We start from the raw sequence: 21,719 nt of genomic DNA on the forward strand, positions 1-21,719 counted from the left end.
CGTCAGCTCCAGCTGATCGCGGAGTCGCGCCGCCACAGGTCGAGCAGCGAGCGGTCGCCGGTCACCTGGAGCCGGTCGGCCGGCAGCCGGTTCCACAGCAGCAGGTAGAGGTCGCTCGCGGGCCCGGCCACCGTGCAGTCGGCCGGCCCGTCGGCCTCGACCGTGGCCACCGGCTCCTGGCTGATCGTCAGCACCCAGGAGGCGGGCCGGTCGGTGGGCCGGACCAGCAGGCGGCGCGGCCGCTCGCTGCGCAGCCGGCCGAACGGGCGGGTCACGAAGTCGGTCAGCAGCTCGGCGAGGCCGTCCTCGGCGAACTCGGGGCCGGCCGGGGTGGCGGTCGGCCCGGCGGCGTACTCGGCGTCCGCCCGGTGGACGGCGGTCTCGTGGGCCTGGCGCCGCGCCCAGAAGGCGAGCGGCGACGGGGCGGGCAGGAAGGTCCAGCAGTCCAGGTCCTCGGGCGCCCGGTCGAAGGCGTCCAGCAGGGCGGTGTGCCCGTCCCGGAACCAGGCGGCCAGCTCGTGGTCGGCCGGGGCCGGGCCCCAGGCGGCCTGCGTACCGGCCTCGTCCAGCGGGTGGCGCAGCCCGTCGCGGACGTGCGCGGTGGCCCAGCGGTGCACCTGGCCGGTGTGGACGACGAGGTCGCGCAGGCGCCAGTCGGGACAGGTGGGGACCGGGGCGCCGGGGTCGGTGTGCTCGGCCACGCCGGCCAGCAGGGCGCCGTCCCGGCGCAGGGCGTCGAGGTGCTCGGAGATCTTCACGGGTGCAGTCTGCCAGCCGGACGGTGTGATGTTGATCCCTCCACCGTCCGCCCGGGGGCGGCCGGCGGATACGGTGGCGACATGTCGATCACCCGTTCGCTCCTGACCGCTGCCCGCTCGCGAGGCCGGCGGGCCGCGGGGCGGCTGGTGCACCGCGGGTGGCGCTGGGTGCAGGAGGTCGGCGCGGTCTCCAACCAGCAGCCCGGGCCGTACCGGTTCGGCGAGCTGGGCGACGGCAGCAAGCTGGCCTTCCCGCTGGGCACGGTCTTCAACGAGCAGTCGATCGCGATCGGGCCGTTCTGCATCATCGGCGAGCGGGTCACCATCTCGGCGGGCTTCCTGCCGGGGCTGGACCTGGGGCCGGAGCCGATCGTACGGATCGGCGGCGGCTGCGTGATCGGCCGCGGCAGCCACCTGGTCGGGCACCAGTCGATCGTGCTCGGCGACAACGTCTGGACCGGCCCGGGCGTCTACATCACCGACCAGGCGCACGAGTACCGCGACACCGAGCTGCCGATCGGCAAGCAGTGGCCGCGCAACGAGCCGGTGGAGATCGGGGCCGGCTCCTGGATCGGCACCGGCGCGGTGATCCTGCCCGGGGCCCGGATCGGCCGCAACGTGGTGGTCGCCGCCAACGCGGTGGTGCGCGGCGAGATCCCCGACCACAGCGTGGTCGCCGGCGCCCCGGCCCGGGTGGTCCGCTCCTGGACGCCGGCCGAGGGCTGGCAGCCGCCGATCCGCCACGACGCCCCGCGGCCGCTCCCGGAGGGCGTCACCGCCGAGCAGCTGCGCGCGCTGGTCGGCTGGGACCTGCACATCCCCGAGTAGGCCGCGGGCGGTGCCTCACTCCAGGCCGTGCCAGCCCCAGCGCGGGGTCGGACCCGGGGAGCCGAGGTCCTGGCCGACCGGCTCGGCGGAGACGTCGCGGGCGATCCGGGTGCCCCAGTCGAAGTACTCCATCACGCGTCGGCGCAGCAGCTCGTCCGGCGGCAGTTCCCGCTCGACCGCGGTGGTCATCAGCTCCATCCACCGCAGCCGCTGCTGCTCGGTGATGGCCAGGCCCTGGTGGACGACCAGCAGGGCCTGGTGGCCGCCGAGTTCGGTGGTGAAGCGGTCCGGGCCGCCGAACACCTCGGCCAGCCAGACGGCGACGTGCTCGATGTGGGTCGGGGTGAAGTCGGCGAACACCGGCGCCAGCACCGGGTCGGCCAGCACGAGTGCGTAGAAGGTCCGGCTCAGCCGGCTCAGGGCGTCGGCGCCGCCGACGGCCTGGTACAGGGTCTCGGCCTGCTCGGGCACGGGGTCTCCTTCGGACCGGCGGGCGGCGCTGACCGGTCGCGGGAGGGCCCCGCGGCGGCGCGGAGCCCCGGGCCGATCATAGGCGGGCCGGCTCCTGATCGGTCGTCAGGAGGTCGATGTCCAGGCGTCGGAGATCAGTTGGCCGAGGTCGGAGCGCTCCGGCCGCCAGCCGAGCTCGCGGCGGATCAGCGCGGTGTCGGCGACCAGCCGCGGCGCCTCCGGCTGGGCCGGGCGGTGCTCCACGGGCACCGGCCGGCCGGTCACCCGTTCGACGGTCGCGATGATCTCCCGCATGCTGGCCGGCGTCGCCCCGACGTTGTACGTCCGCCCCGCCGGCGCGGCCTCCAGCGCCAGCAGGTACGCCCGCGCCACGTCCTCGACGTGGACGAAGTCCCGGACCACGCTGCCGTCGCCGTTCAGCTCCAGGAAGGGGTGGCGCCCGGCGGCCACGGCCAGCGCCTTGGGGATGATCCGGGCCTCGTCCACGTCCCCGGTGCCGGCGGCGTTGAAGCAGCGCAGCACCACCGCGCTCGGCCCGCCCGCGGCGGACCGCTCGTGCAGCAGCTCCTCGGCCGCCAGCTTGGAGGCGCCGTACGGGTTCCCGGGCGCCGGCGCGGCCCGCTCGTCGATCGGCTGGCGCTCGGGTGCGCCGTAGACCGCCGCCGTCGAGCCGAACACCACCCGGGCGCGGCCCGGTCGGGCGGCGAGCGCGTCCAGCAGGGCGGCCATGCCGCCGTGGTTGACCTCCCAGTGCGCCTCGGGCCGGCCGAGCGACTCCCGGCTGCGGGTGAGCGCGGCCAGGTGGCAGACCGCGTCGACGCCGTCCAGGGCCGGTTCCAGCGCCGAGCTGTCCCGGATGTCGCCGGTCCAGACCCGGTCCACCGGCAGCGCACCCCGCACGTGGCGCCCGAACGCCCACACCTGATGGCCGGCCGCGGCCAACTGCCGCACCACGGCCCCGCCGACGAACCCGAAGGCCCCCGTCACCAGTACCCGCACCTGCCGCACTCCTCCCTGCGCCGGCCTCGGCCGGCACCCTGCTGAACGGACCGTCGCCCCCGGCCCCGGGGGGCAGGTCCTCTCTCTCGGATCTTGCCGGGCGCACGACGCTCCCCCAGCCTCCGGCCGGGAGGTACCCCCAGGCATCCAGCCTCGCCTGGACGCACCGGCGAAACGCCCAAGTGCACCCAGCACGAGGACGTTCCGCCGGCACGCCCAGCCGGGCGCCCACCGCCGCGCGCTGATCCGACAAGACCCGAAAGAGAAGACCTAGCCGACCCGGCGGAGCGTCACCAGGGCGGCCACGCCGTCCACCCGGAGCAGGTCCTCGGTGCCGGCGGGCAGCAGGGCCGCGTCGAAGCGTTCCAGCCGTAGGTCGGCGGCGCCCAGCGCGGCGCCGCCGGCCAGGCAGACCAGCAGCAGCTCGGCGCCCTCGGGCACGCGCAGTTCGCGCTGGAAGTCGGTGATCTCGACCTCGGCCGAGGCCCGGCCCCGGCGGGTCATCACATTGAAGTCGACCACCGGTCCGGCCAGCAGCCGGCAGTCGGTCCCGGCCTCGCCGGCGAACGCGAACGGCCGGAACGGTTCCGCGATCCGGTGCTCGGTGCCGTCCACCGTCAACGCCATCCCGGCGCCCTCCACCACGGTGATCACCCGGTCGACGCCCTCGAAGCGGGAGAACGGCCCGCCCTGGGCGACGTCCGCGAGGCTCACCCGCCAGGCGAAGTCGGTCAGCCCGGAGCCGGCCGGCGCTCCGGCCACCTCCCGGGTCACGCCGCCGCCGTTCAGCCAGCGGGTGGCCGCCCGCCCGTCCGCCCGCAGTACCTCGATCGCCATCCGCCCGGTCCGTCCCTGCTCGTGGGCGCCTGCCCGTGGTTCCTGCCCGTCGTCCCTGCGCCGCATCCTGCCACGCCCGGCCCGGCCGGCGGCCCCGGCCCCGGCGCCCGCGCCACCCGCGGCCGGTGGCCGGCCGTCCGTCACCGCCGCCCGGGAACGCGAACGTCCCGTCCCGCGCGCTGCGGGACGGGACGCGGTGGTCCGGGTGTCAGCCGACCGGGAAGACCTGCTCGGCCTGCGGCCCCTTCGGCCCCTGGGTGACGGAGTACTCCACCCGGTTGCCCTCCTCCAGCGACTTGAAGCCGGTCGTCTGGATGGCCGAGAAGTGGACGAACACGTCCGGGCCGCCGTCGTCCTGCTGGATGAAACCGAACCCCTTGTCGGCGTTGAACCACTTCACGGTGCCTGTTGCCATCGGTACGTCTTTCTCCTTCGCCGCCACCGCGTGCGCCCCGCGCACGCGCCCGTCGCAGCCCGCTGCTGCCGGGACCGGGCGGAACCATCCTCCTGGCGCGGTGCCGTTCGGCCCGTCAGGCTGCCGGTGTGTCGCGGAGCGTGTCCGCGGCCCCGCGCGAGGCGCTCCGGCGGCCCGTGCCGACGGCCAGCGCGAGCAGTCCGGCCAGCACGGAGGTGGCCGCCACCGTCAGCAGCGCGGTCGGCAGGCTGCTGGCGTCGGCCAGGAAGCCGATCACCGGCGGGCCGATCAGCATGCCGGCGTAGCCGAGCGTCGAGGCGGTGGCCACGCCCTGCGGGCCGCCGGCCGCCCCGGCCTCGGCGATGGCGAGCGGGAAGAGGTTGGCCAGCCCCAGGCCGACCAGCACGAACCCGCCGAGCACCGCCAGCACCGACGGGACGGACGCGGCCACCACCATGCCCAGTCCCGCGGTCAGTCCGCCGAGCAGCATCAGCCGGCGCTGGCCGAGCCGCACGGACAGCCAGGTGCCGCCGACCCGCCCGGTGGTCATCGCCAGCGCGTACGTGGCGTAGCCGGCCGCCGCGAGCCCGGCGCCCGCGTGCACGTCGTCGGTCAGGTGCAGGGTCGCCCAGTCGGCCAGCGCGCCCTCGCCGTACGCGGTGCACAGTGCGGTCAGGCCGAGCAGCAGCACCAGCAGCCGGGCGTGCCGCGGGGCGGCGCCGCCGGTCGCGCGGGGGCGCGGCGCTCCGGTGGGGGCCGGCCGCCCGCCGGGGGCGCGCAGCAGGACGGTGCCCGCGGCGGCGCTGACGGCGAGGCCGAGCAGGCCGCCGAGGGCCAGCGCCCAGGCGGCGCTGAGGGTGCCGGCCAGCAGTCCGCCGACCGCCGCGCCGAGCAGGCCGCCGAGGCTGTACCCGGCGTGGAAGCTCGGCATCACGGGCCGGCGCAGCTCGGCCACCAGGTCGACGGCGGCGCTGTTCATGGCGACGTTGGCGGCGCCGTAGCCCGCGCCGAACAGCAGCAGGACGGCGCCCAGGGTGGCGACCGAGTGGGTGTGCGCCGGCAGCGGCACCGCGAGCGCGAGCAGGGTGAGCGAGCCGACGGTCACCGGCCGGCTGCCGTACCGCAGGCAGAGCCGGCCGACCAGCGGCATGGTGACGACCGCGCCGGCCGACACGCACAGCAGGGCGAGGCCGAGCGCGCTGTGCGAGGCCGCCACCTGGGCGCGGACGTCCGGGATCCGGACCACCCAGGCGGCGAACAGGAAGCCGTCGACGGCGAAGAAGGCGGTGAGGGCGAGGCGGGCGGCGGACCAGGTCGCGGGCGCCGGCGCCGCGGTGTCGGGGGCCTTCGGGGTGCGGCCGATCGGGTGGTCGTGGGTGCGGGACGGGGCGGTGGTTTTGTTTATTGGCGGCACAAAGTCAGAATAGGGGAGTGCAGCACTCACCGACAAGCCCGCCCGCCGCGCCCGACCCCCGGCGCCGCCCCGTCCCCGACCGGGGACGCACCCTGCTCGGCCCGGCGCTGCGCCTGGTCCACACCGGGCAGGCCCCCACCCGCTCGGCGCTCACCGGCCGCCTGGAGGTGACCCGGGCCACCGCCGGCGCCGTCAGCGCCGAGCTGGAGGCGCTCGGCCTGATCACCATCGACTCCAGGCCGGCCGGCGGCGGCCGGGGCCGGCCCTCGCACCGGCTGGCCGTCGACCCGGACGGCCCGCTGGTGGTCGCCGCCCAGCTGCACGCCGACGGGGTCAGCGTGTCCCTGGCCGGCCTCGGCGGGCGCCTGCTCGACCCGGTCCACCTGCCGCTGCCCGCCGCGACCGACCCGGTGCGACTGCTGCGGGCGGTCGCGCAGACCGGGGCCCGGCTGGCCGCCGAGAGCGAGCGGCGCTGCCTGGGCATCGCGCTCGCGCTGCCCAACCCGGTCACCGAGCCGGACGGCACGGCGCTCGCCGCGCTGCACTTCGCCTGGCCGAGCGGCACCCCGGTCGCCGACCTGTTCGCGGCCGAGGTGGCGCGGGTCGACTTCGGCCCGCGGGCCCGCCCGGGGCTGCCCAGCGCCGTCGCCAACGACGCCAACCTGGCCGCCCTCGCCGAGCACCGGCACGGCGCCGGACGCGAGGCCCGCCACCTGCTGCTGGTCACCTCCGGCCACCGCGGCGTCGGCGGGGCGCTGGTGATCGACGGCCGGCTGCACACCGGCAGCGCCGGACTCGCCCTGGAGGTCGGCCACCTGACGGTCGATCCGCAAGGTCGCCGGTGCGCCTGCGGCAACCGCGGCTGCCTCAACGCGGAGACCGACCCGGAGGCCCTGCTCGCGGCGGCCGGCCGTACCCCTGACCCGGCCCGGCCGGTGCTGGCGCAGGCCCGCGAGCTGGCTCGCTCGGCCGCGGCCGGCCCGGCCGCCCGGGCCGCGCTGGAGCACGTGGTGGACCGGCTCGGACTGGGCCTGGCCGGGCTGGTCAACATCCTCAACCCGGACCGGATCGTGCTCAGCGGCCTGCACCTGGACCTGCTGGCCGCGGCTCCCGATCGGCTCGCCGCGGTGGTCGCCGACCGCTGCCTGTGGGGCCGCAGCGGCCGGGTGCCGATCGTCCCCGCGCTGGTGCGGCACGCCGGGTTGGTCGGCGCCGCCGAACTCGCCTGGGAGCCCTACCTGGACGACCCGCAGGCCGCCGCGGCCTGACCGGGGCGGTGCCCGCGGCGTACGCTCGGAGCGGGCCGGGCGGCCCCGTGGCGGACGGCGCGAGGCGGGAGACGTGATGGCGTACCAGCTCGACCACGTGGTGCTCTGGGTGGCGGACCCGGTCCGGTCGGCGGAGTTCTACCGGGACGTGCTCGGGCTGGAGCCGCTGCGGCTGGCCGAGTACCGGCGCGGCGAGGCGCCGTTCGTCAGCGTCCGGATCACCCCGGCCACCATCGTGGACCTCACCCCGCGCCGCAGCGCCCCGGGCCTGGACGCCGCACTCGGCGCACCCGGCAGCGCCGGCCACCCGGTCAACCACCTGTGCCTGGCGATGGACGCCGAGGAGTACGAGGCGCTGCGCGCCCGGCTCGCCGCCGGCGGGCACCCGGTCGGCCCGGACCAGGCCGACCTGTACGGCGCCCGCGGCCTCGCCCCGCGCTCCTGCTACTTCCGCGACCCGGACGGCAACGTCATCGAGGCCCGGCACTACGCCGGGTAGCGGCCGGCCCCCGCAGGGCGTACCGCAGCGGCGGGGTCCAGTGCCGGACGATTTCATCAACCGGCTGCGCGGCGATCGGTTGCAGGTGCAGCACGCAGCGGGTGACGATCAGGCCGGCCATCACCGTGCAGAAGTCGCACGCCCTGCGGTGGGCGTCCGGGCCGCCGATCCGGGCCGCCACCTTGTCGATCATCTCCCGCTCCACCACCTGCTCGACCAGCACCGCCAGCGCCTCGTCCTGGGCCGCGCCGCCCAGCATGGCGCGCAGCGGGGCGGCCACCTGCGGGTCGTCCCAGACGGTGAGCATGGCCCGCAGCGCGCGCTGCGGGAAGGTCGCCGGATCGCCCTCCAGGGTGGCGACCAGGATCTCGGCCGGGTTGGCGGCCAGCGCCAGGGCCGCTCCGAACAGGCCCTTCTTGGCGCCGAAGTGGTAGCTGACCAGCGCGACGTCCACGCCCGCCTCGGCGGCGATCGAGCGCAGCGTGACCGCGTGGTAGCCCTCGACCAGGAAGCGCCGGTGCGCGACCGCGAGGATCTGCGCCTTGGTGTCCGGACTGCCGGCCCGCCGCCCGCGGCCCGGGGATTTATTCATCACGGTTGAAATGCTAGCCGCCTCCTCGCCAGCCTGGGTCACGTGCCGCCGGAGCCGACCGGCGGACGCCGCCAGGACGCCAGGAAGAAGGCCCGCCATGCCCGTCACGCCAGCCGCACCGCCGCCCGGCCGCGCGGCCGCCGCCCCCGACCGGCCGGTCCGGCCCGGCGCCGTCCTGTTCGTCAGCTGCCTCGCGCTGGGCGCCGTGGTCGCCGCGATGGCCTCGCTCAACGTCGCGCTGCCCGACCTCGGCCGGGAGACCCACGCCGACCAGACCCAGCTCTCCTGGATCATCGACGCCTACAGCCTGGTGTTCGCCGCCCTGCTGCTGCCGGCCGGGGCGATCGGCGACCGCTTCGGCCGCCGCCGCGCCCTGCTCGTCGGGCTGGCGGTGTTCGGCGCCGGATCCGGGCTGGCCGCGCTGACCACCGACCCGAACGCCCTGATCGTGCTGCGCGGCGTGCTGGGCGTCGGCGCCGCCCTGGTGATGCCCGCCACCCTGTCGACCATCACCAGCACCTTCCCGCGCGCCCAGCGGACCAGGGCGGTCAGCGTCTGGGCGGCCGTGGCCGGCGCCAGCGCGGTGGTCGGCCTGCTGGCCTCCGGCACGCTGCTGGAGTTCTGGTCCTGGCGCTCGGTGTTCCTGCTGAACGTGCTGCTCGCCGCGGTCGCGCTGGTCGGCACCCTGCTGGTGGTGCCGGAGTCCGCCGAGCCCGGCGCCCCGCGGATCGACACCGGCGGCGCCCTGCTGGTCGCGGCCGGGCTGGCCGCGCTGGTGTACTCGGTGATCGAGGCGCCCGGCCGCGGTTGGGGCGATCCCGCCACCCTCGGCGGCATCGGGCTCGGGCTCGTGGTGCTGGCCGGCTTCGTCGGCTGGGAGCTGCGGCAGCGTCACCCGCTGCTGGACCCGCGGCTGTTCCGCAACCGCCGGTTCGCGGCCGGCTCGATCTCGATCATGCTCCAGTTCTTCGCCTTCTTCGGCTTCATCTTCGTGGTGATGCAGTACCTGCAGCTGGTCCGGGGCGACAACGCGTTGGTCGCCGCCGTGAGCGTGCTGCCGATGGCGGCCGCGATGGTCCCGGTCTCCCGGCTCTCCCCGCGGCTGACCGCCCGGTTCGGCGCCCGCGGCCCCTGGGTGCTCGGGCTGCTGCTGATCGCCGCCGCCTTCACCGTGCTCTCCGCACTCGACGGCGCCAGCCCGTACGGCCTGGTCGCGGCCGGGCTGCTGCCGCTCGGGGCCGGCATGGGGCTGGCCATGACCCCGGCCACCACCGCCGTCACCGACGCCCTGCCGCGGGCCCTGCAGAACGTCGGCTCCGCCGTCAACGACCTCTCCAGGGAACTCGGCGGCGCGCTCGGCATCGCCGTGCTCGGCAGCGTGCTCAGCGCCACCTACCGCAGCCACCTCGACCTGACCGGGGTGCCCGCCGGGCTCGCCGACCGGTTCCGCTCCTCGCTCGGCGCGGCCGCCACCGCCCCCGCGCCGGTGGCCGAGCACGCCAGGGCCGCCTTCGTCGACGGCATGCACCTGGCCCTGCTCGGCGGCGCGGCCGTCACCCTGCTGGCGGCGGCCCTGGTGGCCCTGCTGCTGCGCCGCGCCGGTGAGCCCGCGGCGGACGAGCGCGCCGCGGTGCAGCCCGTACCGGCGCTGCACTGAGCCGCGACCGACGGCGGCGGACGGGAATCCCGTCCGCCGTCCCGGCGTTGGCGCCGCCATGGACGACTACACCGCCGCCGCCGAAGTACTCCGCTACGCCGCCTTCACCACCGACCCGGCCGGTGGCAACCCGGCCGGGGTGGTGCTGGACGCCACCGGCCTCGACGACGCCACCCAGCTCGCCGTCGCCGCCGAACTCGGGTACTCCGAGACCGCCTTCCTGCTGCCGGTGGCGGGGGACGGGCGCCGGTTCGCGGTGCGCTACTTCAGCCCCAAGGCGGAGGTGCCGTTCTGCGGGCACGCCACGGTGGCCGCCGCCGTCGCGCTCGGCGAGCGGATCGGCGCGGGGGAGCTGCTGTTCGACACCCTCGCCGGGCCGGTGCCGGTCCTGGTCGAGCCGGGCCCCGGCGACACCCTGGCGGCTACCCTGACCAGCGTCGAACCGCACGTCGAACCGGTCGCGCCGCAGGACCTGACGGAGGCACTGGCCGCGCTCGGCTGGCAGGAGGAGGAGCTCGACCCGCTGCTGCCGCCGCGGATCGCCTACGCAGGCGCCCGCCACCTGGTGCTGGCGGCCGCGACCCGGGCCCGGCTGGCCGACCTGTCCTACGACTTCGAGCGGCTGGCCGCGCTGATGACCGCGCTCGACCTGACCACCCTCCAGCTGGTGCACCGCACCGGCGAGCGGGAGTTCGACGTCCGCGACCCGTTCCCGGTCGGCGGCGTGGTGGAGGACCCGGCCACCGGCGCGGCGGCGGCGGCCTTCGGCGCGTACCTGCGCGAGCTGCACGGCCTGACGGAGGCGGAGCTCACCCTCCACCAGGGCGACGACCTCGGCCGCCCCGGCATCCTGCGGGTGGGGCTGCGCGCCGGCGACCCCCGGGTCCGGGTCAGCGGTACGGCGGTGGCGATCCCGCTCGACCCCCGCCCCCGGGCGGCGGGATGACCGGGCGCGTACTACGACGGGAGTAGCCGCGCCCACCCCGTCGGGCTGACGACCGGGCGGGCCCGGCCCGGCTAGCCTCACGGCATGAGCGATCCGCAGCCGCCCTGGCAGCCCCCCTGGGTCCGCGCGGCCAAGGCCGGCCTGCCGGTGGCGCTCGCCGTGCTGGTCGCCGTGGTGCAGGTGGCCGGCACCGTCGCCGCCGGCCGGCACCAGCCGCAACGGGCCCCGCTGGACGCCCTCGGCTACCTGCTGCTGCTGGCCGGGCCCGCCCTGCTGGTGCTGCGCCGCCGCCACCCGGCCGCGGTCGCCGTCGGCACCACCGCCGTCACCGTGGTGTACCTGGTCGCCGGGTACCCGTACGGGCCGGTGTTCCTCAGCCTGGTGGTGGCGTACGCGGTGGCGGTCCAGCTCGGCCGGCGCCGGGTGGTGTGGGCCTGCGCCGCCGTCTTCTACGGCGTGCACCTGCTGATCGGCCACGCGCTGCCGGCGGCCTGGCTGCGCGCGCCCGGCGGAGCGCCCAACGGCTGGCAGGAACTGGGCGTCGCCGCCTGGCTGCTGCTGGTCCTGGCCGGCGCCGAGATCCTGCGCTTCCGGCGGGAGCGGATGGCCGCCGTCCGGGAGGCCGCGGCCCAGGCCGAGCGCCGCCGGGTCGACGAGGAGCGCCTGCGGATGGCCCGCGAGCTGCACGACATCCTCGCCCACAGCATCTCGCTGATCCACCTCCAGGCCGGGGTGGCCCTGGAGTTGATGGACAGCCGCCCCGAGCAGGCGCGCAGCGCGCTGGTCACCATCAAGGGCGCCAGCAAGGCCGCGCTGGGCGAGGTCCGCCAGGTGCTCGGCACCCTGCGCGACCCGGCCGGCGCCGCCCCGCGCGACCCGGCCCCCGGCCTGGACCGGCTCGGCGAGCTGGTCGACCAGGCGGCCCACGCCGGGCTCACCGTCACCGTGCGCACCACCGGCACCGTCCGCGCAGCCCCGGTCGGCCTCGGCCTGGCCGCGTTCCGGATCGCCCAGGAGGCGCTGACCAACGTGCTGCGGCACTCCGCCGCCCGCACCGCCGCGATCACCCTCGGCTGGCGCCCGGACGGCCTGCTGGTGCTGGTCGAGGACCCCGGCCCGGCCGGCGCGGGGGAGCCCGGCGGCTCCGGCACCGGCCTGATCGGCATGCGCGAACGCGCCACCGCGCTCGGCGGCACCCTGACCGCGGGGCCGGCCGGCGCCGGCTTCCGGGTCGAGGCCTGGCTGCCCGTCGCGGAGCCCGGGGAGGCGCGGTGATCCGGGTCCTGCTGGCGGACGACCAGCTGCTGGTCCGGGCCGGCTTCCGGGCCCTGCTGGAGGCCCAGAGCGACCTGGTCGTGGTCGGCGAGGCGGACGACGGCGAGCAGGCCGTGGCGCTCGCCGCCGAGCTGCGCCCCGACGTCGTCCTGATGGACATCCGGATGCCCCGCCTGGACGGCCTGGAGGCCACCCGCCGGATCGGCCTCGACCCCGCGCTGGCCGCCGTCCGGGTGGTCGTGCTGACCACCTTCGAACTCGACGAGTACGTCTTCGAGGCGCTCCGGGCCGGCGCCGCCGGGTTCCTGGTCAAGGACACCGAACCGGCCGACCTGGTCCGGGCCGTGCGGGTCGCCGCCGCCGGGGACGCGCTGCTCTCACCGGGCGTCACCCGCCGCCTGATCGGCGAGTTCGCCACCCGCTCCAAGCGCCCCGCGCAGCCCGCCGCCGCGAGCCTGGCCGCCCTGACCGACCGCGAACGCGAGGTGCTCGCCCTGGTCGGCCTCGGCCTGTCGAACGAGGACATCGCCCGCCGCCTGGTGGTCAGCCCGCTCACCGCGAAGACCCACGTCAGCCGGGCGATGGTGAAGCTCGGCGCCCGCGACCGGGCCCAACTCGTGGTGCTCGCCTACGAGTCCGGGCTGGTCCGGCCGGGCTGGCTGGGCTGACGGATCGCGGTCGGCGGGGCCGGGTCCGGATCACCGGAGCGCCGCTCCCGCTCGACCCGGGCCCGCTCGTTCGCCGCCCGCACCGAGCGCCGGCCCGCACGCATCTGCGCCCGGATGCTGCCGGCCATCCGCGCCACCGTGTCCGGGGAGGCGCGCCGCCCCTCGGTCTCGTCCTGGCCGGTCAGGTCGAACTCGGTCCGGCTCGGGCGGCACCAGGTGCAGTTCGCCTCCTCGTCCAGCAGCCAGCCGTCCTCGCACAGGTCCGAGACCTCGCAGTCCGGGCCGGCCACCAGGAGCTCGGCGATCTCGTCCGCCCGCGCCAGCAGCGTGGGGCCGGTCAGGTCGGCGTACCGCTGGTACCAGCGCCGCTCGATCCGCTCGCGCAACTGCTCGGCGGTGCGCAGCCCGAGCTGCCGGGCGACGATGCTGCGGGCGGAGTGCGGGACGCCGCCGCGCTGCTCCAGGGCCGAGCGCAGCGGTCCGGGGTAGTGGCGGGTGACCCAGTCGGTGGGGTTCGCCCCCGGTCCGACGTAGGGAACGGTCATCGCGTACCTCCCGGTGGTGCCACCGGCGACCGCTTCCGCCGGTCGCACGGCCGGGTCGCGCCCGGGAGGGCTCCCCGGGGACACGGCGCCGTGCCAGCGATCCTAGCCGAGCAGGTCCGCGCTCCGGAGGGCTTCGGCGGCCGCCGTACTCCCCGGGGAGCAGCCCGGGAGCCGCTGCCCGGAGGACGCGCCGGGACGGCCCGCGGCGGGAGGCTCGAAGGGCCCGGGGAGACCGGGCCGCGAGAGCGCCGACGAGGGAGATGGTCCCCGATGAACACCCTGCTTGCCGAGACCGGCGGCCACTGGCCCGGCCCGTGGATCCTGCTGGTCCCGCTGTTCTGGCTGGCCGTGGTCGCGCTGGTGGTGACGTTCGCCCGCCGGGCGGGCCTGCGCCGGCACTGCGGCGACGCCCCGCTGGCCGTGCTCGGCCGCCGCTACGCCAACGGCGAGATCGACGTCGAGGAGTACCGCACCCGCCGCGCCGTCCTGGCGGAGCGCCGGCCGGGCGACGCCGGATGAGCGGCGGCACCGCCCCGCGCCACGCCGCCCGGGTCGCCGGCGCCGTCAAGGAGTACGGCACCGGCGACACCCGGGTCCGCGCCCTGGACGGCGTCAGCGTCGACTTCCCGGCCGAGCGGTTCACCGCGATCATGGGCCCCTCGGGCTCCGGCAAGTCCACCCTGATGCACTGCGCCGCCGGTCTGGACACCCTCACCGAGGGCCACGCCTACCTCGGCGACACCGAACTCGGCCCGCTCGACGACCGGCGCCTGACCCTGCTGCGCCGGGAGCGGGTCGGCTTCGTCTTCCAGGCCTTCAACCTGGTCCCCACGCTCACCGTCCGGGAGAACATCACCCTGCCGCTCGACCTGGCCGGCCGGGCCCCCGACCCGCGCCGGCTGGCCGACCTGATCGAGGTGGTCGGCCTCGGCGACCGGCTCGCGCACCGGCCGAGCGAGCTCTCCGGCGGCCAGCAGCAGCGGGTCGCCGTGGCCCGCGCCCTGGTCGGGCAGCCCGACGTGGTCTTCGCCGACGAACCCACCGGCAACCTCGACTCCAGGACCGGCACCGGGGTGCTCACCCTGCTGCGCCGGGCCGTGGACACGCTCGGCCGGGCCGTCGTCATGGTCACCCACGACCCGACCGCCGCCGGCCACGCCGACCGGGTGCTGTTCCTGGCCGACGGCCGGCTGGTCGACACCATGGACGCCCCCACCGCCGACCGGGTGCTCGACCGGATGAAGGACCTGGACCGCGGGGAGGGCCGGTGAGCGCCACCCGGCGGATCGCGCTGCGCTCGCTGCGCGCCCACCGCCGCCGGCTGACCGGGACCTTCCTCGCCGTCCTGCTCGGCGTCGCCTTCCTGACCGGCACGATGGTGCTCGGCGACACCCTGCGGGCCAACTTCGACACCCTGTTCGCGGACGCCGAGCGGGGCACCGACGCGGTGGTCCGCAGCGCCGACGTGCTGGACGCGGCCGGCACCCCCGGCGGCGTCCGGGCCCCGGTCGACAGCACGCTGGCCGACCGGGTGCGGGCCGTCCCCGGGGTGGCGGCGGCCGAACCGTCCGTCCAGGGCAGCGGCCAGCTGGTCGGCCGGGACGGCCGGCCGGTCGGCGGCCAGGGCCCGCCCACGCTCGCCGGGAACTGGATCACCGACGCGCGGCTGAACCCGTACCGGCTGGCCGAGGGCCGCGCCCCGGCCGCGCCCGGCGAGGCGGTGCTCAACCGCGGCGCCGCCCGCGCCGGCGGCCTGCACCTGGGCGACACCGCGGTGCTGCGCACCCCGGACCCGGTCCGGATCACCGTGGTCGGGATCGCCACCTTCGGCGCCGACGCCGACGGGATGGGCCCCAGCACCTTCACCGCGCTCACCCTCGCGGACGCCCAGCGCCACCTGATGCCCGCCGGCGGGGGACAGGCCAGCGCGATCCGGGTCCGCGCGGTCGACGGCCTCTCCCAGCGCGACCTGGTCGACCGGCTCCGGCCGGCGCTGCCCGCCGGGACCGAGGCGCTGACCGGCGAGGCCGCCGCGGCGGAGAGCACCGCGCAGGTCTCCGGGCGCTTCCTCACCCTGTTCACCACCCTGCTGCTGGTCTTCGCCGGGATCGCGCTGCTGGTGGCGACCTTCACCATCCACAACACCTTCGCCATCGTGGTCGCCCAGCGGACCAGGGAGAACGCCCTGCTCCGGGCGCTCGGCGCGACCCGCCGCCAGGTGCTCGGCGCCACCCTCGGCGAGGCCCTGGCGGTCGGGCTGCTCGCCTCCGCCGCCGGGCTGCTCGGCGGGGTCGGCATCGCCACCGCCCTGAAGGCGCTGTTCGCCGCGATCGGCTTCAGCCTGCCGACCGGCGGCACGGTGATCAGCGCGGCGGCCGTCCTGCTGCCGCCGGCGGTCGGCACCGCGGTCGCCGTCGGCTCGGCACTCCTGCCGGCCGTCCGGGCCGGGCGGACGGCTCCGCTGGCCGCCCTGCGCGCGACCGCCGTGGACGACGCCGCCGCCGGACGCCCGGCCCGGTGGCGGGCGCTGGCCGGCGGGCTGCTCGCCGCCGGCGGCGCCGGACTGACCGTGGCCGGCGTTACCGCTGGACCCTCGGTGTGGCGGACGGCCGCCGGGGCGGTGGCCACCCTCGCGGGGGTGGTGGTGCTCGGACCCGTCGCGGCGGCGCTCACCGTCCGGCTGCTCGGCGCCCCGCTGGCCCGGCTGCGCGGGGTGACCGGCGCACTGGCCCGCCGCAACGCCGCCCGCAACCCCCGCCGGACCGCCGCCACGGCGACCGCGCTGATGGTCGGCGTCGCCGTGGTGGCCATGTTCACCGTGTTCGGCGCCTCGGTCCGGGCCACCCTGGACCGCACCGTGGACCGCTCCTTCGCCGGCGACCTGGCCGTCACCGCCCCTGCCTTCGGGGCCGGCGGCAGCGGCGTCAGCCCCCGGCTCGCCGACGCGCTGGCGCAGCTGCCCGAGGTCCGCCGGGCGGTCGCGCTGGGGCGCGGGGTGGCCCGGATCGACGGTCACGGCCGGAGCCTGGACATCACCGATCCGGCCGCCCTGGACGGCGTGGTGGCGCTCGGCCGGATCGACGGCTCGCTCGCCGCGCTGGGCACCGACGGCCTGGCGGTCTCCCGCACCGAGGCGGCCGCCCGGCGCTGGCAGGTCGGCAGCACCGTCGAGGTGGCCTTCGCCGACGCGCACGCCCGCTTCACCGTCCGGGCCCTGTTCGAGGGCGGCGGGGTGGCCGGCGACTACCTGATGACCCCGCAGGCCTGGGCCCCGCACCGAGGGCAGGACAGCGCCGGCCTGGTGGCCGTGGCGCTGCGCCCGGGCGTCGACCCGGCCGCCGGCCGGGCGGCGGTGGAGCGGACCGCCGCCGACTACGGCAACCCCCGGGTGCAGACCCGGGACGAGTACGCGGCGAGCGCGGCCGGCGGCGTCGACATGATGCTCTCGGTGGTCTACGCGCTGCTGGCGCTGGCGGTGCTGATCGCGCTGCTGGGCATCGCCAACACCCTCGGCCTGGCCGTCCACGAGCGGACCAGGGAGCTCGGGCTGCTGCGCGCGGTCGGCCAGACCAGGGGCGAGCTGCGCGCCACCGTGCGCTGGGAGTCGGTGCTGGTCGCGGCGTTCGGCACGGTGGGCGGGCTGCTCCTGGGCGCCTTCCTGGGCTGGGCGCTGGTGCGGGCCTCGGACCGGGCGGGCACGGCGGCCTTCGCGCTCCCGCCCGGGCAGCTGGCGGTGGTCCTGCTGGCCGGGCTGCTCGCCGGGGCGGTGGCGGGCCTGCGGCCGGCGGCCCGGGCCGCCCGGCTGGACGTGCTGCGGGCGATCGCGGCCGACTGAGCCGCCGTGCGGGCCCGCGCCGCGTACGTCGCGTACGCCGCGCGGGCCCGCACGTGGCCGCCGCAGCCGACAAGCCGCAGCCGATAAGCGGAACCTGGATCGCCCGTTAAGGTTACTTATCGTAGTTGATTGTTACACTGAGTGGGAGTGATGCACGGGACGGCCGGCGACGGCCGAGGCGAGGGAGAAGGCGCGATGGTTGTGCAGACCACGGACGTGGACCGTTCCGACGGCGAGTACCGGGCCTGGCTCAAGGAGGCGGTCCGCAAGGTCCAGGCGGACGCCAACCGCTCCGCCGACACCCACCTGCTGCGCTTCCCGCTCCCCGAGGACTGGGGGATCGACCTCTACCTGAAGGACGAGTCCACCCACCCCACCGGGAGCCTCAAGCACCGGCTGGCCCGCTCGCTCTTCCTCTACGGCCTGTGCAACGGCTGGATCCGACCGGGCAAGCCGGTGATCGAGGCCTCCAGCGGCTCCACCGCCGTCTCCGAGGCGTACTTCGCCAAGCTGATCGGCGTGCCGTTCGTCGCGGTGATGGCCCGCAGCACCAGCCGCGCCAAGATCGAGCTGATCGAGTTCCACGGCGGCCGCTGCCACCTGGTGGACAGCCCGGGCGAGGTGTACGAGGTGTCGGCCCGGCTGGCCGAGCGGACCGGCGGCCACTACATGGACCAGTTCACCTACGCCGAGCGCGCCACCGACTGGCGCGGCAACAACAACATCGCCGAGTCGATCTTCGCCCAGCTCCGGCTGGAGCCGCACCCCGAACCGGCCTGGATCGTCGCCACCGCAGGCACCGGCGGCACCTCCGCCACCATCGCCCGCTACGTGCACTACCTCCAGCACGACACCCGGATCTGCGTCGCCGACCCGGAGAGCTCCTGCTTCTTCGACGGCTGGGTCAAGTCCGACCCGGACGCCACCTGCGCGACCGGCTCGCGGATCGAGGGCATCGGGCGGCCCCGGATGGAGCCCAGCTTCGTCCCCGGCGCGGTCGACCGGATGATGAAGGTCCCGGACGCCGCCTCGATCGCGGCGATGCGACTGCTGGAGCGGGCGATCGACAAGAAGGCCGGTGCCTCCACCGGCACCGGGCTGTGGAGCGCGCTGCGGATCGTCGCCGAGATGAAGGCGGCCGGGCAGCGCGGCAGCGTGGTCACGCTGATCTGCGACCCGGGCGACCGCTACCTCGACAAGTACTACGCGGACGCCTGGCTGGCCGAGCAGGGCATCGAGATCGCCCCGTACCTGGAGCTGATGGAGCGCTTCCTCGACGGCTCCGCACCCGGCCTGGACTGACCGGGGCCGGCGCGGGCCGCGAGGGCCGCGGCTCACGGCTGCGGCTCAGGGCTGCGGCTCGTCCTCGTCCTCGGCCGGCTCCGCGCCGGCCAGGATCAGCTCCCGGACCTGCTCGCGGGCCGCGTCCACCGCGTCCACCGGCAGCGCCGCGTCCGCCACCCAGGTGTCCACGTCGGAGAGTTCGGCGAAGCTGGACAGGCCGATGGTGCCCCACTTGGTGTGGTCGGCCACCAGCACGGTGCGGCGGGCCGAGGCGATGAAGGTCCGGTTGGTCTCGGCCTCCGCCAGGTTCGGCGTGGACAGCCCGGCGGTCGCGGACAGCCCGTGCGTGCCGAGGAACAGCAGGTCGAAGTGGAGCGAGCGGATCGCCCGGTCCGCCACCGGCCCGACCAGCGCGTCCGAGGGCGTGCGCACCCCACCGGTCAGCACCACCGTGGCGGGCTGCCGGCTGAGCTGACGCTGCGCCCGGTCGAACACGTCCGCGACCCGCACCGAGTTGGTCACCACCGTCAACTGCTCGATCTCGGTGAGGTGGTGGGCCAGCGCGTAGGTGGTGGTGCCGCCGGAGAGCGCGATCGCGCTGCCCGGCTGGACCAGCCGGGCGGCGGCCCGGGCGATCTCCTCCTTGGCGCTCAGCTCCAGCGCGGACTTCGCCTCGAAGCCGGGCTCGTGGGTGCGCGCGGCCTCGGTCGGCACCGCGCCGCCGTGCACCTTCTCGATCACCCCGGCGCGGGCCAGCGCGTCCAGGTCCCGGCGGATCGTCATGTCGGAGACGTTCAGCTGCCGGGTGAGCTCGTTGACCCGGACCCCGCCGCGCCGGCGCACCTCGTCCAGGATCATCGCCCGGCGCTGCTCGGCGAGCAGGTTGCTGCTGTCGGCCACGTGTGACACCCCTCCGGTTCGAACTGGTCCCATCCTGCCACGCGGCGGTGCCGATCCGGTCAGCCGGGCAGATCGGCCGGGACCAGCAGTTGCAGGTCCTCGGTGGACGGGTCGGGCAGCTGCGCCACCCGCATCGCGTGCCGCTCGACCATGGTCTCGAAGACCTGCCGGGCGGTGCGGCCGTTCCCGAAGCCGGGGCCCCGGTCGATCCCGGCGAAGTGGTGCAGCAGGGCGCCCTCGGTGGCCGAGGCCATCGCGTACTCGTGCTCGGCGCACTGCGCGCGGGCGATCTCCAGCAGCTCGGCGGCGCTGTAGTCGGGGAAGCTGACGGTCCGGGAGAAGCGTGAGGACAGCCCGGGGTTGGCCGTCAGGAAGTGCTCCATCTCGGCGGTGTAGCCGGCCACGATCACCACCACCTCGTCGCGGTGGTCCTCCATCAGCTTGACCAGGGTGTCGATCGCCTCCCGGCCGAAGTCCCGGCCGCCGTCCGGCGGTGCCAGCGCGTACGCCTCGTCGACGAACAGCACGCCGCCCCGGGCCTGTTCGAAGGCGGCCTGGGTGCGGATCGCGGTGGAGCCGATGTGCTCGCCGACCAGGTCCACCCGGGCCACCTCGACCAGGTGGCCCCGGCCCAGCACCCCGAGCGAGGCCAGGACCTCCCCGTACAGCCGCGCCACCGTGGTCTTGCCGGTGCCGGGGGAGCCGGTGAAGACCAGGTGGCGCCGGGGGGAGGGGGCCTTCAGCCCGGCCCGCTCCCGGCGGCGGCCGACCGAGATCAGGTCGACCAGCGTCCGGACCTCCTGCTTGACGGTCGCCAGGCCCACCAGCGCGTCCAGTTCGGCCAGCGCCTCGTCGGCCGGCCGGCAGTCCGGCAGCGGCGCGATCGGGCTGCCCGCCGGGGGGACGAGCGGTGCGGCCCCGACCCCGGCGGGCGTGCCCGCGGTCGCCGTCGCGCGAGCCGGAGCGAGTGCCGAGGTGAGCGCGGGCACGGGGGCCGGGGCGCCCGGGGCGAGGGCCCGGGCCGCGGGCAGGGCGAGCGGTGGCGGCGGCGCGACGTCGTCCGAGACGCAGGCCTCGGCGACCGGGCCCGGCTCGGAGAACTCGAAGCCGGCCCGGCCGTTCTGCTCGGCCCGGCAGCGGGTCAGCCTGGTCCGGCAGCCGTCGATGATGTGGAAGCCGAAGCCCTTGCCGTGCGAGACCCGGCACTCCTCGAAGCTGCCCAGGCCCTGGGCGGAGACGTACACCCCGGCGTCGCTGCTGGCCCGGACGGTGCAGCCGTGGAGCTGGGGGTCGGCGCCCTTGGTGACGATCACTCCGGTGGAGACCTCGGCGATCTCGCAGTCGGTCAGCCGGCCGCCGCTGCCGTGGTCGCGGAACCACAGGCCGGTGCCGGCCTGCTGGATCCGGCAGGCCGTCAGGTCGGCCGTCGCGCCGCCGCTGACCGACACGGCGGAGCTGCGGATCCGGCTGAACGAGCTGTCCGCCACCACCGCGCTGGATCCCCGGTCCAGCACGAACAGGGCGTCCGGCAGGTCGCGCAGGGTGCAGTCGGACAGCTCGACCCGGGCGCCGTCGCTGACCCAGAGCGCGGGGTAGTCCCCGGTCGAGGAGTGGATCTCGCTGGCGCTGGCCTCGGCGTGGGTGCCGGAGTCCCAGACCGACAGCGCGCCCCGGCCGAACGAGTGCACGGTGCTGCGGTGCAGGCCGAGCCGCGAGCGCCCGCGCAGGTCCGCGGCGTTCTCCGGCAGGTCGTGCAGCCGGCAGCCGGTCAGGGTGAGCTGCGCCTCGGTGTCCAGGGTCAGGCCGTTGCCGGTCACCCGGTGGACGGTGCAGTCGGTCAGCCGGCCGGTGGCCCCGGCCTCCGCCTGCACGCCGCTGCCGCGCACCTCGTAGATCTCGCAGCCGGTCAGCTCGGCCGCGGAGCCGCGGTCGGCGAGCAGCACCCCGGCGCCCGAGGCGTGGTGGATCCGGGTGCGCTCGGCGCGCGCGGTCGAGCCGCCGAGGACCGCCAGCCCGGCCTGGCCGGCCATGGTCAGCTCGCAGTCCAGGAGCGCCGCCCGGGCCGCCCCGCGCAGCCGTACGCCGAGGCCGGTGGGGTTGGCGACGGTGCAGCCGCGCAGCGAGGCGGCGGCCCCGGCGGTCACCTCGACGCCGACCGCGGAGCGGGCCTCGACCCGGCAGTCGGCCAGCTCGGCGGCGGCGCCGGCGCCGGTGACCAGGACGGCGGGGGCGGTGCTGTCGGAGGCCTCGATCACCAGGCCGTGGACGGCCGCCGCGGCGGTGACGGTGAGCGGGACCCCGGCCTCCAGGAGGAGGCGGACGGTACCGGGGCCGTCGGCGGCGACCAGGGTGACCGCCTTGTCGAGCAGCACGCTCTCGCGGAACGTGCCGGGGCGCAGGGTGAGGGTGTCGCCGTCCTCGGCGGCGGCCAGGGCGTCGCCCAGCGTCTCGTGGTCCGCGGCGCGCCGGCGCCAGCGGGAACCGCTGTCCTGTGTGACCCGGACCCTGTGCTCAGCCATGACGGTCTG

21 protein-coding genes are annotated in these 21,719 nt (G+C 76.7%); 11 read left to right on the forward strand and 10 right to left on the reverse strand.

What is annotated here, in order from left to right; all coding sequences use genetic code 11:
* Positions 1 to 2: 2 nt before the first annotated feature.
* Positions 3 to 758, reverse strand: a complete 756-nt coding sequence (locus tag ABT014_RS24380; protein WP_350641196.1) for a maleylpyruvate isomerase family mycothiol-dependent enzyme — start codon at positions 756 to 758, stop codon at positions 3 to 5.
* Between the two features lie 81 nt (positions 759 to 839).
* Here ABT014_RS24380 and ABT014_RS24385 point away from each other — a divergent pair, with 81 nt between their 5' ends.
* Positions 840 to 1,586, forward strand: coding sequence for an acyltransferase (locus ABT014_RS24385; protein WP_350641197.1), 747 nt, complete (start codon positions 840 to 842; stop codon positions 1,584 to 1,586).
* Between the two features lie 15 nt (positions 1,587 to 1,601).
* Here ABT014_RS24385 and ABT014_RS24390 read toward each other — a convergent pair whose 3' ends face one another.
* The 5 genes from ABT014_RS24390 to ABT014_RS24410 all read right to left on the reverse strand — a co-directional run bounded on the left by ABT014_RS24390 (position 1,602) and on the right by ABT014_RS24410 (position 5,722).
* Positions 1,602 to 2,057 carry a group II truncated hemoglobin gene (locus ABT014_RS24390; RefSeq protein ID WP_350641198.1) on the reverse strand — a complete coding sequence of 152 codons (456 nt, stop codon included), beginning with the start codon at positions 2,055 to 2,057 and terminating at the stop codon, positions 1,602 to 1,604.
* Between the two features lie 105 nt (positions 2,058 to 2,162).
* The gene (locus ABT014_RS24395) at positions 2,163 to 3,056 is read right to left on the reverse strand and encodes an NAD-dependent epimerase/dehydratase family protein (protein WP_350641199.1); all 894 of its coding nucleotides are present in this window, start codon (positions 3,054 to 3,056) and stop codon (positions 2,163 to 2,165) included.
* A 270-nt stretch (positions 3,057 to 3,326) separates the two neighbouring features.
* Positions 3,327 to 3,893 carry a HutD/Ves family protein gene (locus tag ABT014_RS24400; protein WP_350641200.1) on the reverse strand — a complete coding sequence of 189 codons (567 nt, stop codon included), beginning with the start codon at positions 3,891 to 3,893 and terminating at the stop codon, positions 3,327 to 3,329.
* A 208-nt stretch (positions 3,894 to 4,101) separates the two neighbouring features.
* Positions 4,102 to 4,308 carry a cold-shock protein gene (locus ABT014_RS24405; RefSeq protein ID WP_350641201.1) on the reverse strand — a complete coding sequence of 69 codons (207 nt, stop codon included), beginning with the start codon at positions 4,306 to 4,308 and terminating at the stop codon, positions 4,102 to 4,104.
* A gap of 115 nt (positions 4,309 to 4,423) precedes the next feature.
* The gene (locus ABT014_RS24410) at positions 4,424 to 5,722 is read right to left on the reverse strand and encodes an MFS transporter (protein WP_502895090.1); all 1,299 of its coding nucleotides are present in this window, start codon (positions 5,720 to 5,722) and stop codon (positions 4,424 to 4,426) included.
* A gap of 17 nt (positions 5,723 to 5,739) precedes the next feature.
* Here ABT014_RS24410 and ABT014_RS24415 point away from each other — a divergent pair, with 17 nt between their 5' ends.
* Both ABT014_RS24415 and ABT014_RS24420 read left to right on the forward strand, forming a co-directional pair.
* Positions 5,740 to 6,990 carry an ROK family protein gene (locus ABT014_RS24415; protein WP_350641203.1) on the forward strand — a complete coding sequence of 417 codons (1,251 nt, stop codon included), beginning with the start codon at positions 5,740 to 5,742 and terminating at the stop codon, positions 6,988 to 6,990.
* A gap of 76 nt (positions 6,991 to 7,066) precedes the next feature.
* The gene (locus ABT014_RS24420; protein ID WP_350641204.1) at positions 7,067 to 7,489 is read left to right on the forward strand and encodes a VOC family protein; all 423 of its coding nucleotides are present in this window, start codon (positions 7,067 to 7,069) and stop codon (positions 7,487 to 7,489) included.
* Here ABT014_RS24420 and ABT014_RS24425 read toward each other — a convergent pair.
* Entirely contained in the window at positions 7,461 to 8,081 is a 621-nt protein-coding gene (locus ABT014_RS24425) for a TetR/AcrR family transcriptional regulator (RefSeq protein WP_350641324.1), read from the reverse strand. The genes ABT014_RS24420 and ABT014_RS24425 overlap by 29 nt on opposite strands.
* Positions 8,082 to 8,178: 97 nt before the next feature.
* Here ABT014_RS24425 and ABT014_RS24430 point away from each other — a divergent pair, with 97 nt between their 5' ends.
* The 4 genes from ABT014_RS24430 to ABT014_RS24445 all read left to right on the forward strand — a co-directional run bounded on the left by ABT014_RS24430 (position 8,179) and on the right by ABT014_RS24445 (position 12,627).
* Positions 8,179 to 9,738, forward strand: coding sequence for an MFS transporter (locus ABT014_RS24430; protein WP_350641205.1), 1,560 nt, complete (start codon positions 8,179 to 8,181; stop codon positions 9,736 to 9,738).
* 58 nt (positions 9,739 to 9,796) lie between these two features.
* Complete coding sequence (locus tag ABT014_RS24435) at positions 9,797 to 10,684, forward strand: PhzF family phenazine biosynthesis protein (RefSeq protein WP_350641206.1); 888 nt, start codon at positions 9,797 to 9,799, stop codon at positions 10,682 to 10,684.
* Between the two features lie 84 nt (positions 10,685 to 10,768).
* Complete coding sequence (locus ABT014_RS24440) at positions 10,769 to 11,959, forward strand: sensor histidine kinase (RefSeq protein ID WP_350641207.1); 1,191 nt, start codon at positions 10,769 to 10,771, stop codon at positions 11,957 to 11,959.
* The gene (locus ABT014_RS24445; protein WP_350641208.1) at positions 11,956 to 12,627 is read left to right on the forward strand and encodes a response regulator; all 672 of its coding nucleotides are present in this window, start codon (positions 11,956 to 11,958) and stop codon (positions 12,625 to 12,627) included. The genes ABT014_RS24440 and ABT014_RS24445 overlap by 4 nt, the downstream gene beginning before the upstream one ends.
* On the opposite strand, the gene ABT014_RS24450 is transcribed toward ABT014_RS24445, so the two are convergent.
* Complete coding sequence (locus ABT014_RS24450) at positions 12,588 to 13,172, reverse strand: hypothetical protein (RefSeq protein ID WP_350641209.1); 585 nt, start codon at positions 13,170 to 13,172, stop codon at positions 12,588 to 12,590. The genes ABT014_RS24445 and ABT014_RS24450 overlap by 40 nt on opposite strands.
* Positions 13,173 to 13,442: 270 nt before the next feature.
* Between ABT014_RS24450 and ABT014_RS24455 the strand changes: the two genes are divergently transcribed.
* The 4 genes from ABT014_RS24455 (at position 13,443) to ABT014_RS24470 (ending at position 18,309) form a co-directional block, all read left to right on the forward strand.
* The gene (locus ABT014_RS24455) at positions 13,443 to 13,691 is read left to right on the forward strand and encodes an SHOCT domain-containing protein (protein ID WP_350641210.1); all 249 of its coding nucleotides are present in this window, start codon (positions 13,443 to 13,445) and stop codon (positions 13,689 to 13,691) included.
* Positions 13,688 to 14,443 carry an ABC transporter ATP-binding protein gene (locus ABT014_RS24460; RefSeq protein ID WP_350641211.1) on the forward strand — a complete coding sequence of 252 codons (756 nt, stop codon included), beginning with the start codon at positions 13,688 to 13,690 and terminating at the stop codon, positions 14,441 to 14,443. The genes ABT014_RS24455 and ABT014_RS24460 overlap by 4 nt, the downstream gene beginning before the upstream one ends.
* Positions 14,440 to 17,007 carry an FtsX-like permease family protein gene (locus tag ABT014_RS24465; protein ID WP_350641212.1) on the forward strand — a complete coding sequence of 856 codons (2,568 nt, stop codon included), beginning with the start codon at positions 14,440 to 14,442 and terminating at the stop codon, positions 17,005 to 17,007. The genes ABT014_RS24460 and ABT014_RS24465 overlap by 4 nt, the downstream gene beginning before the upstream one ends.
* Positions 17,008 to 17,202: 195 nt before the next feature.
* Positions 17,203 to 18,309, forward strand: a complete 1,107-nt coding sequence (locus ABT014_RS24470; protein WP_350641213.1) for a PLP-dependent cysteine synthase family protein — start codon at positions 17,203 to 17,205, stop codon at positions 18,307 to 18,309.
* Between the two features lie 45 nt (positions 18,310 to 18,354).
* Here the strand turns inward: ABT014_RS24470 and ABT014_RS24475 are convergent, their stop codons facing one another.
* Positions 18,355 to 19,191 (reverse strand): DeoR/GlpR family DNA-binding transcription regulator, encoded by an 837-nt coding sequence (locus ABT014_RS24475; protein WP_350641215.1) that lies wholly within the window; start codon positions 19,189 to 19,191, stop codon positions 18,355 to 18,357.
* 59 nt (positions 19,192 to 19,250) lie between these two features.
* Complete coding sequence (locus tag ABT014_RS24480; protein ID WP_350641217.1) at positions 19,251 to 21,710, reverse strand: right-handed parallel beta-helix repeat-containing protein; 2,460 nt, start codon at positions 21,708 to 21,710, stop codon at positions 19,251 to 19,253.
* Between the last annotated feature and the right edge of the window lie 9 nt (positions 21,711 to 21,719).

The sequence above is a fragment of the Kitasatospora sp. NPDC094015 genome (assembly GCF_040304075.1).
Lineage (GTDB): Bacteria > Actinomycetota > Actinomycetes > Streptomycetales > Streptomycetaceae > Kitasatospora.

What these genes read in the sequence shown, in the direction of transcription:
- ABT014_RS24430 (WP_350641205.1), top strand. Translation starts at nt 8,179, where the DNA reads ATGCCCGTCACGCCAGCCGCACCGCCGCCCGGCCGCGCGGCCGCCGCC.
- ABT014_RS24460 (WP_350641211.1), top strand. Translation starts at nt 13,688, where the DNA reads ATGAGCGGCGGCACCGCCCCGCGCCACGCCGCCCGGGTCGCCGGCGCC.
- ABT014_RS24440 (WP_350641207.1), top strand. Translation starts at nt 10,769, where the DNA reads ATGAGCGATCCGCAGCCGCCCTGGCAGCCCCCCTGGGTCCGCGCGGCC.
- ABT014_RS24435 (WP_350641206.1), top strand. Translation starts at nt 9,797, where the DNA reads ATGGACGACTACACCGCCGCCGCCGAAGTACTCCGCTACGCCGCCTTC.
- ABT014_RS24425 (WP_350641324.1), bottom strand. Translation starts at nt 8,081, where the DNA reads ATGAATAAATCCCCGGGCCGCGGGCGGCGGGCCGGCAGTCCGGACACC.
- ABT014_RS24450 (WP_350641209.1), bottom strand. Translation starts at nt 13,172, where the DNA reads ATGACCGTTCCCTACGTCGGACCGGGGGCGAACCCCACCGACTGGGTC.
- ABT014_RS24470 (WP_350641213.1), top strand. Translation starts at nt 17,203, where the DNA reads ATGGTTGTGCAGACCACGGACGTGGACCGTTCCGACGGCGAGTACCGG.
- ABT014_RS24405 (WP_350641201.1), bottom strand. Translation starts at nt 4,308, where the DNA reads ATGGCAACAGGCACCGTGAAGTGGTTCAACGCCGACAAGGGGTTCGGT.
- ABT014_RS24480 (WP_350641217.1), bottom strand. Translation starts at nt 21,710, where the DNA reads ATGGCTGAGCACAGGGTCCGGGTCACACAGGACAGCGGTTCCCGCTGG.
- ABT014_RS24455 (WP_350641210.1), top strand. Translation starts at nt 13,443, where the DNA reads ATGAACACCCTGCTTGCCGAGACCGGCGGCCACTGGCCCGGCCCGTGG.
- ABT014_RS24420 (WP_350641204.1), top strand. Translation starts at nt 7,067, where the DNA reads ATGGCGTACCAGCTCGACCACGTGGTGCTCTGGGTGGCGGACCCGGTC.
- ABT014_RS24385 (WP_350641197.1), top strand. Translation starts at nt 840, where the DNA reads ATGTCGATCACCCGTTCGCTCCTGACCGCTGCCCGCTCGCGAGGCCGG.
- ABT014_RS24400 (WP_350641200.1), bottom strand. Translation starts at nt 3,893, where the DNA reads ATGGCGATCGAGGTACTGCGGGCGGACGGGCGGGCGGCCACCCGCTGG.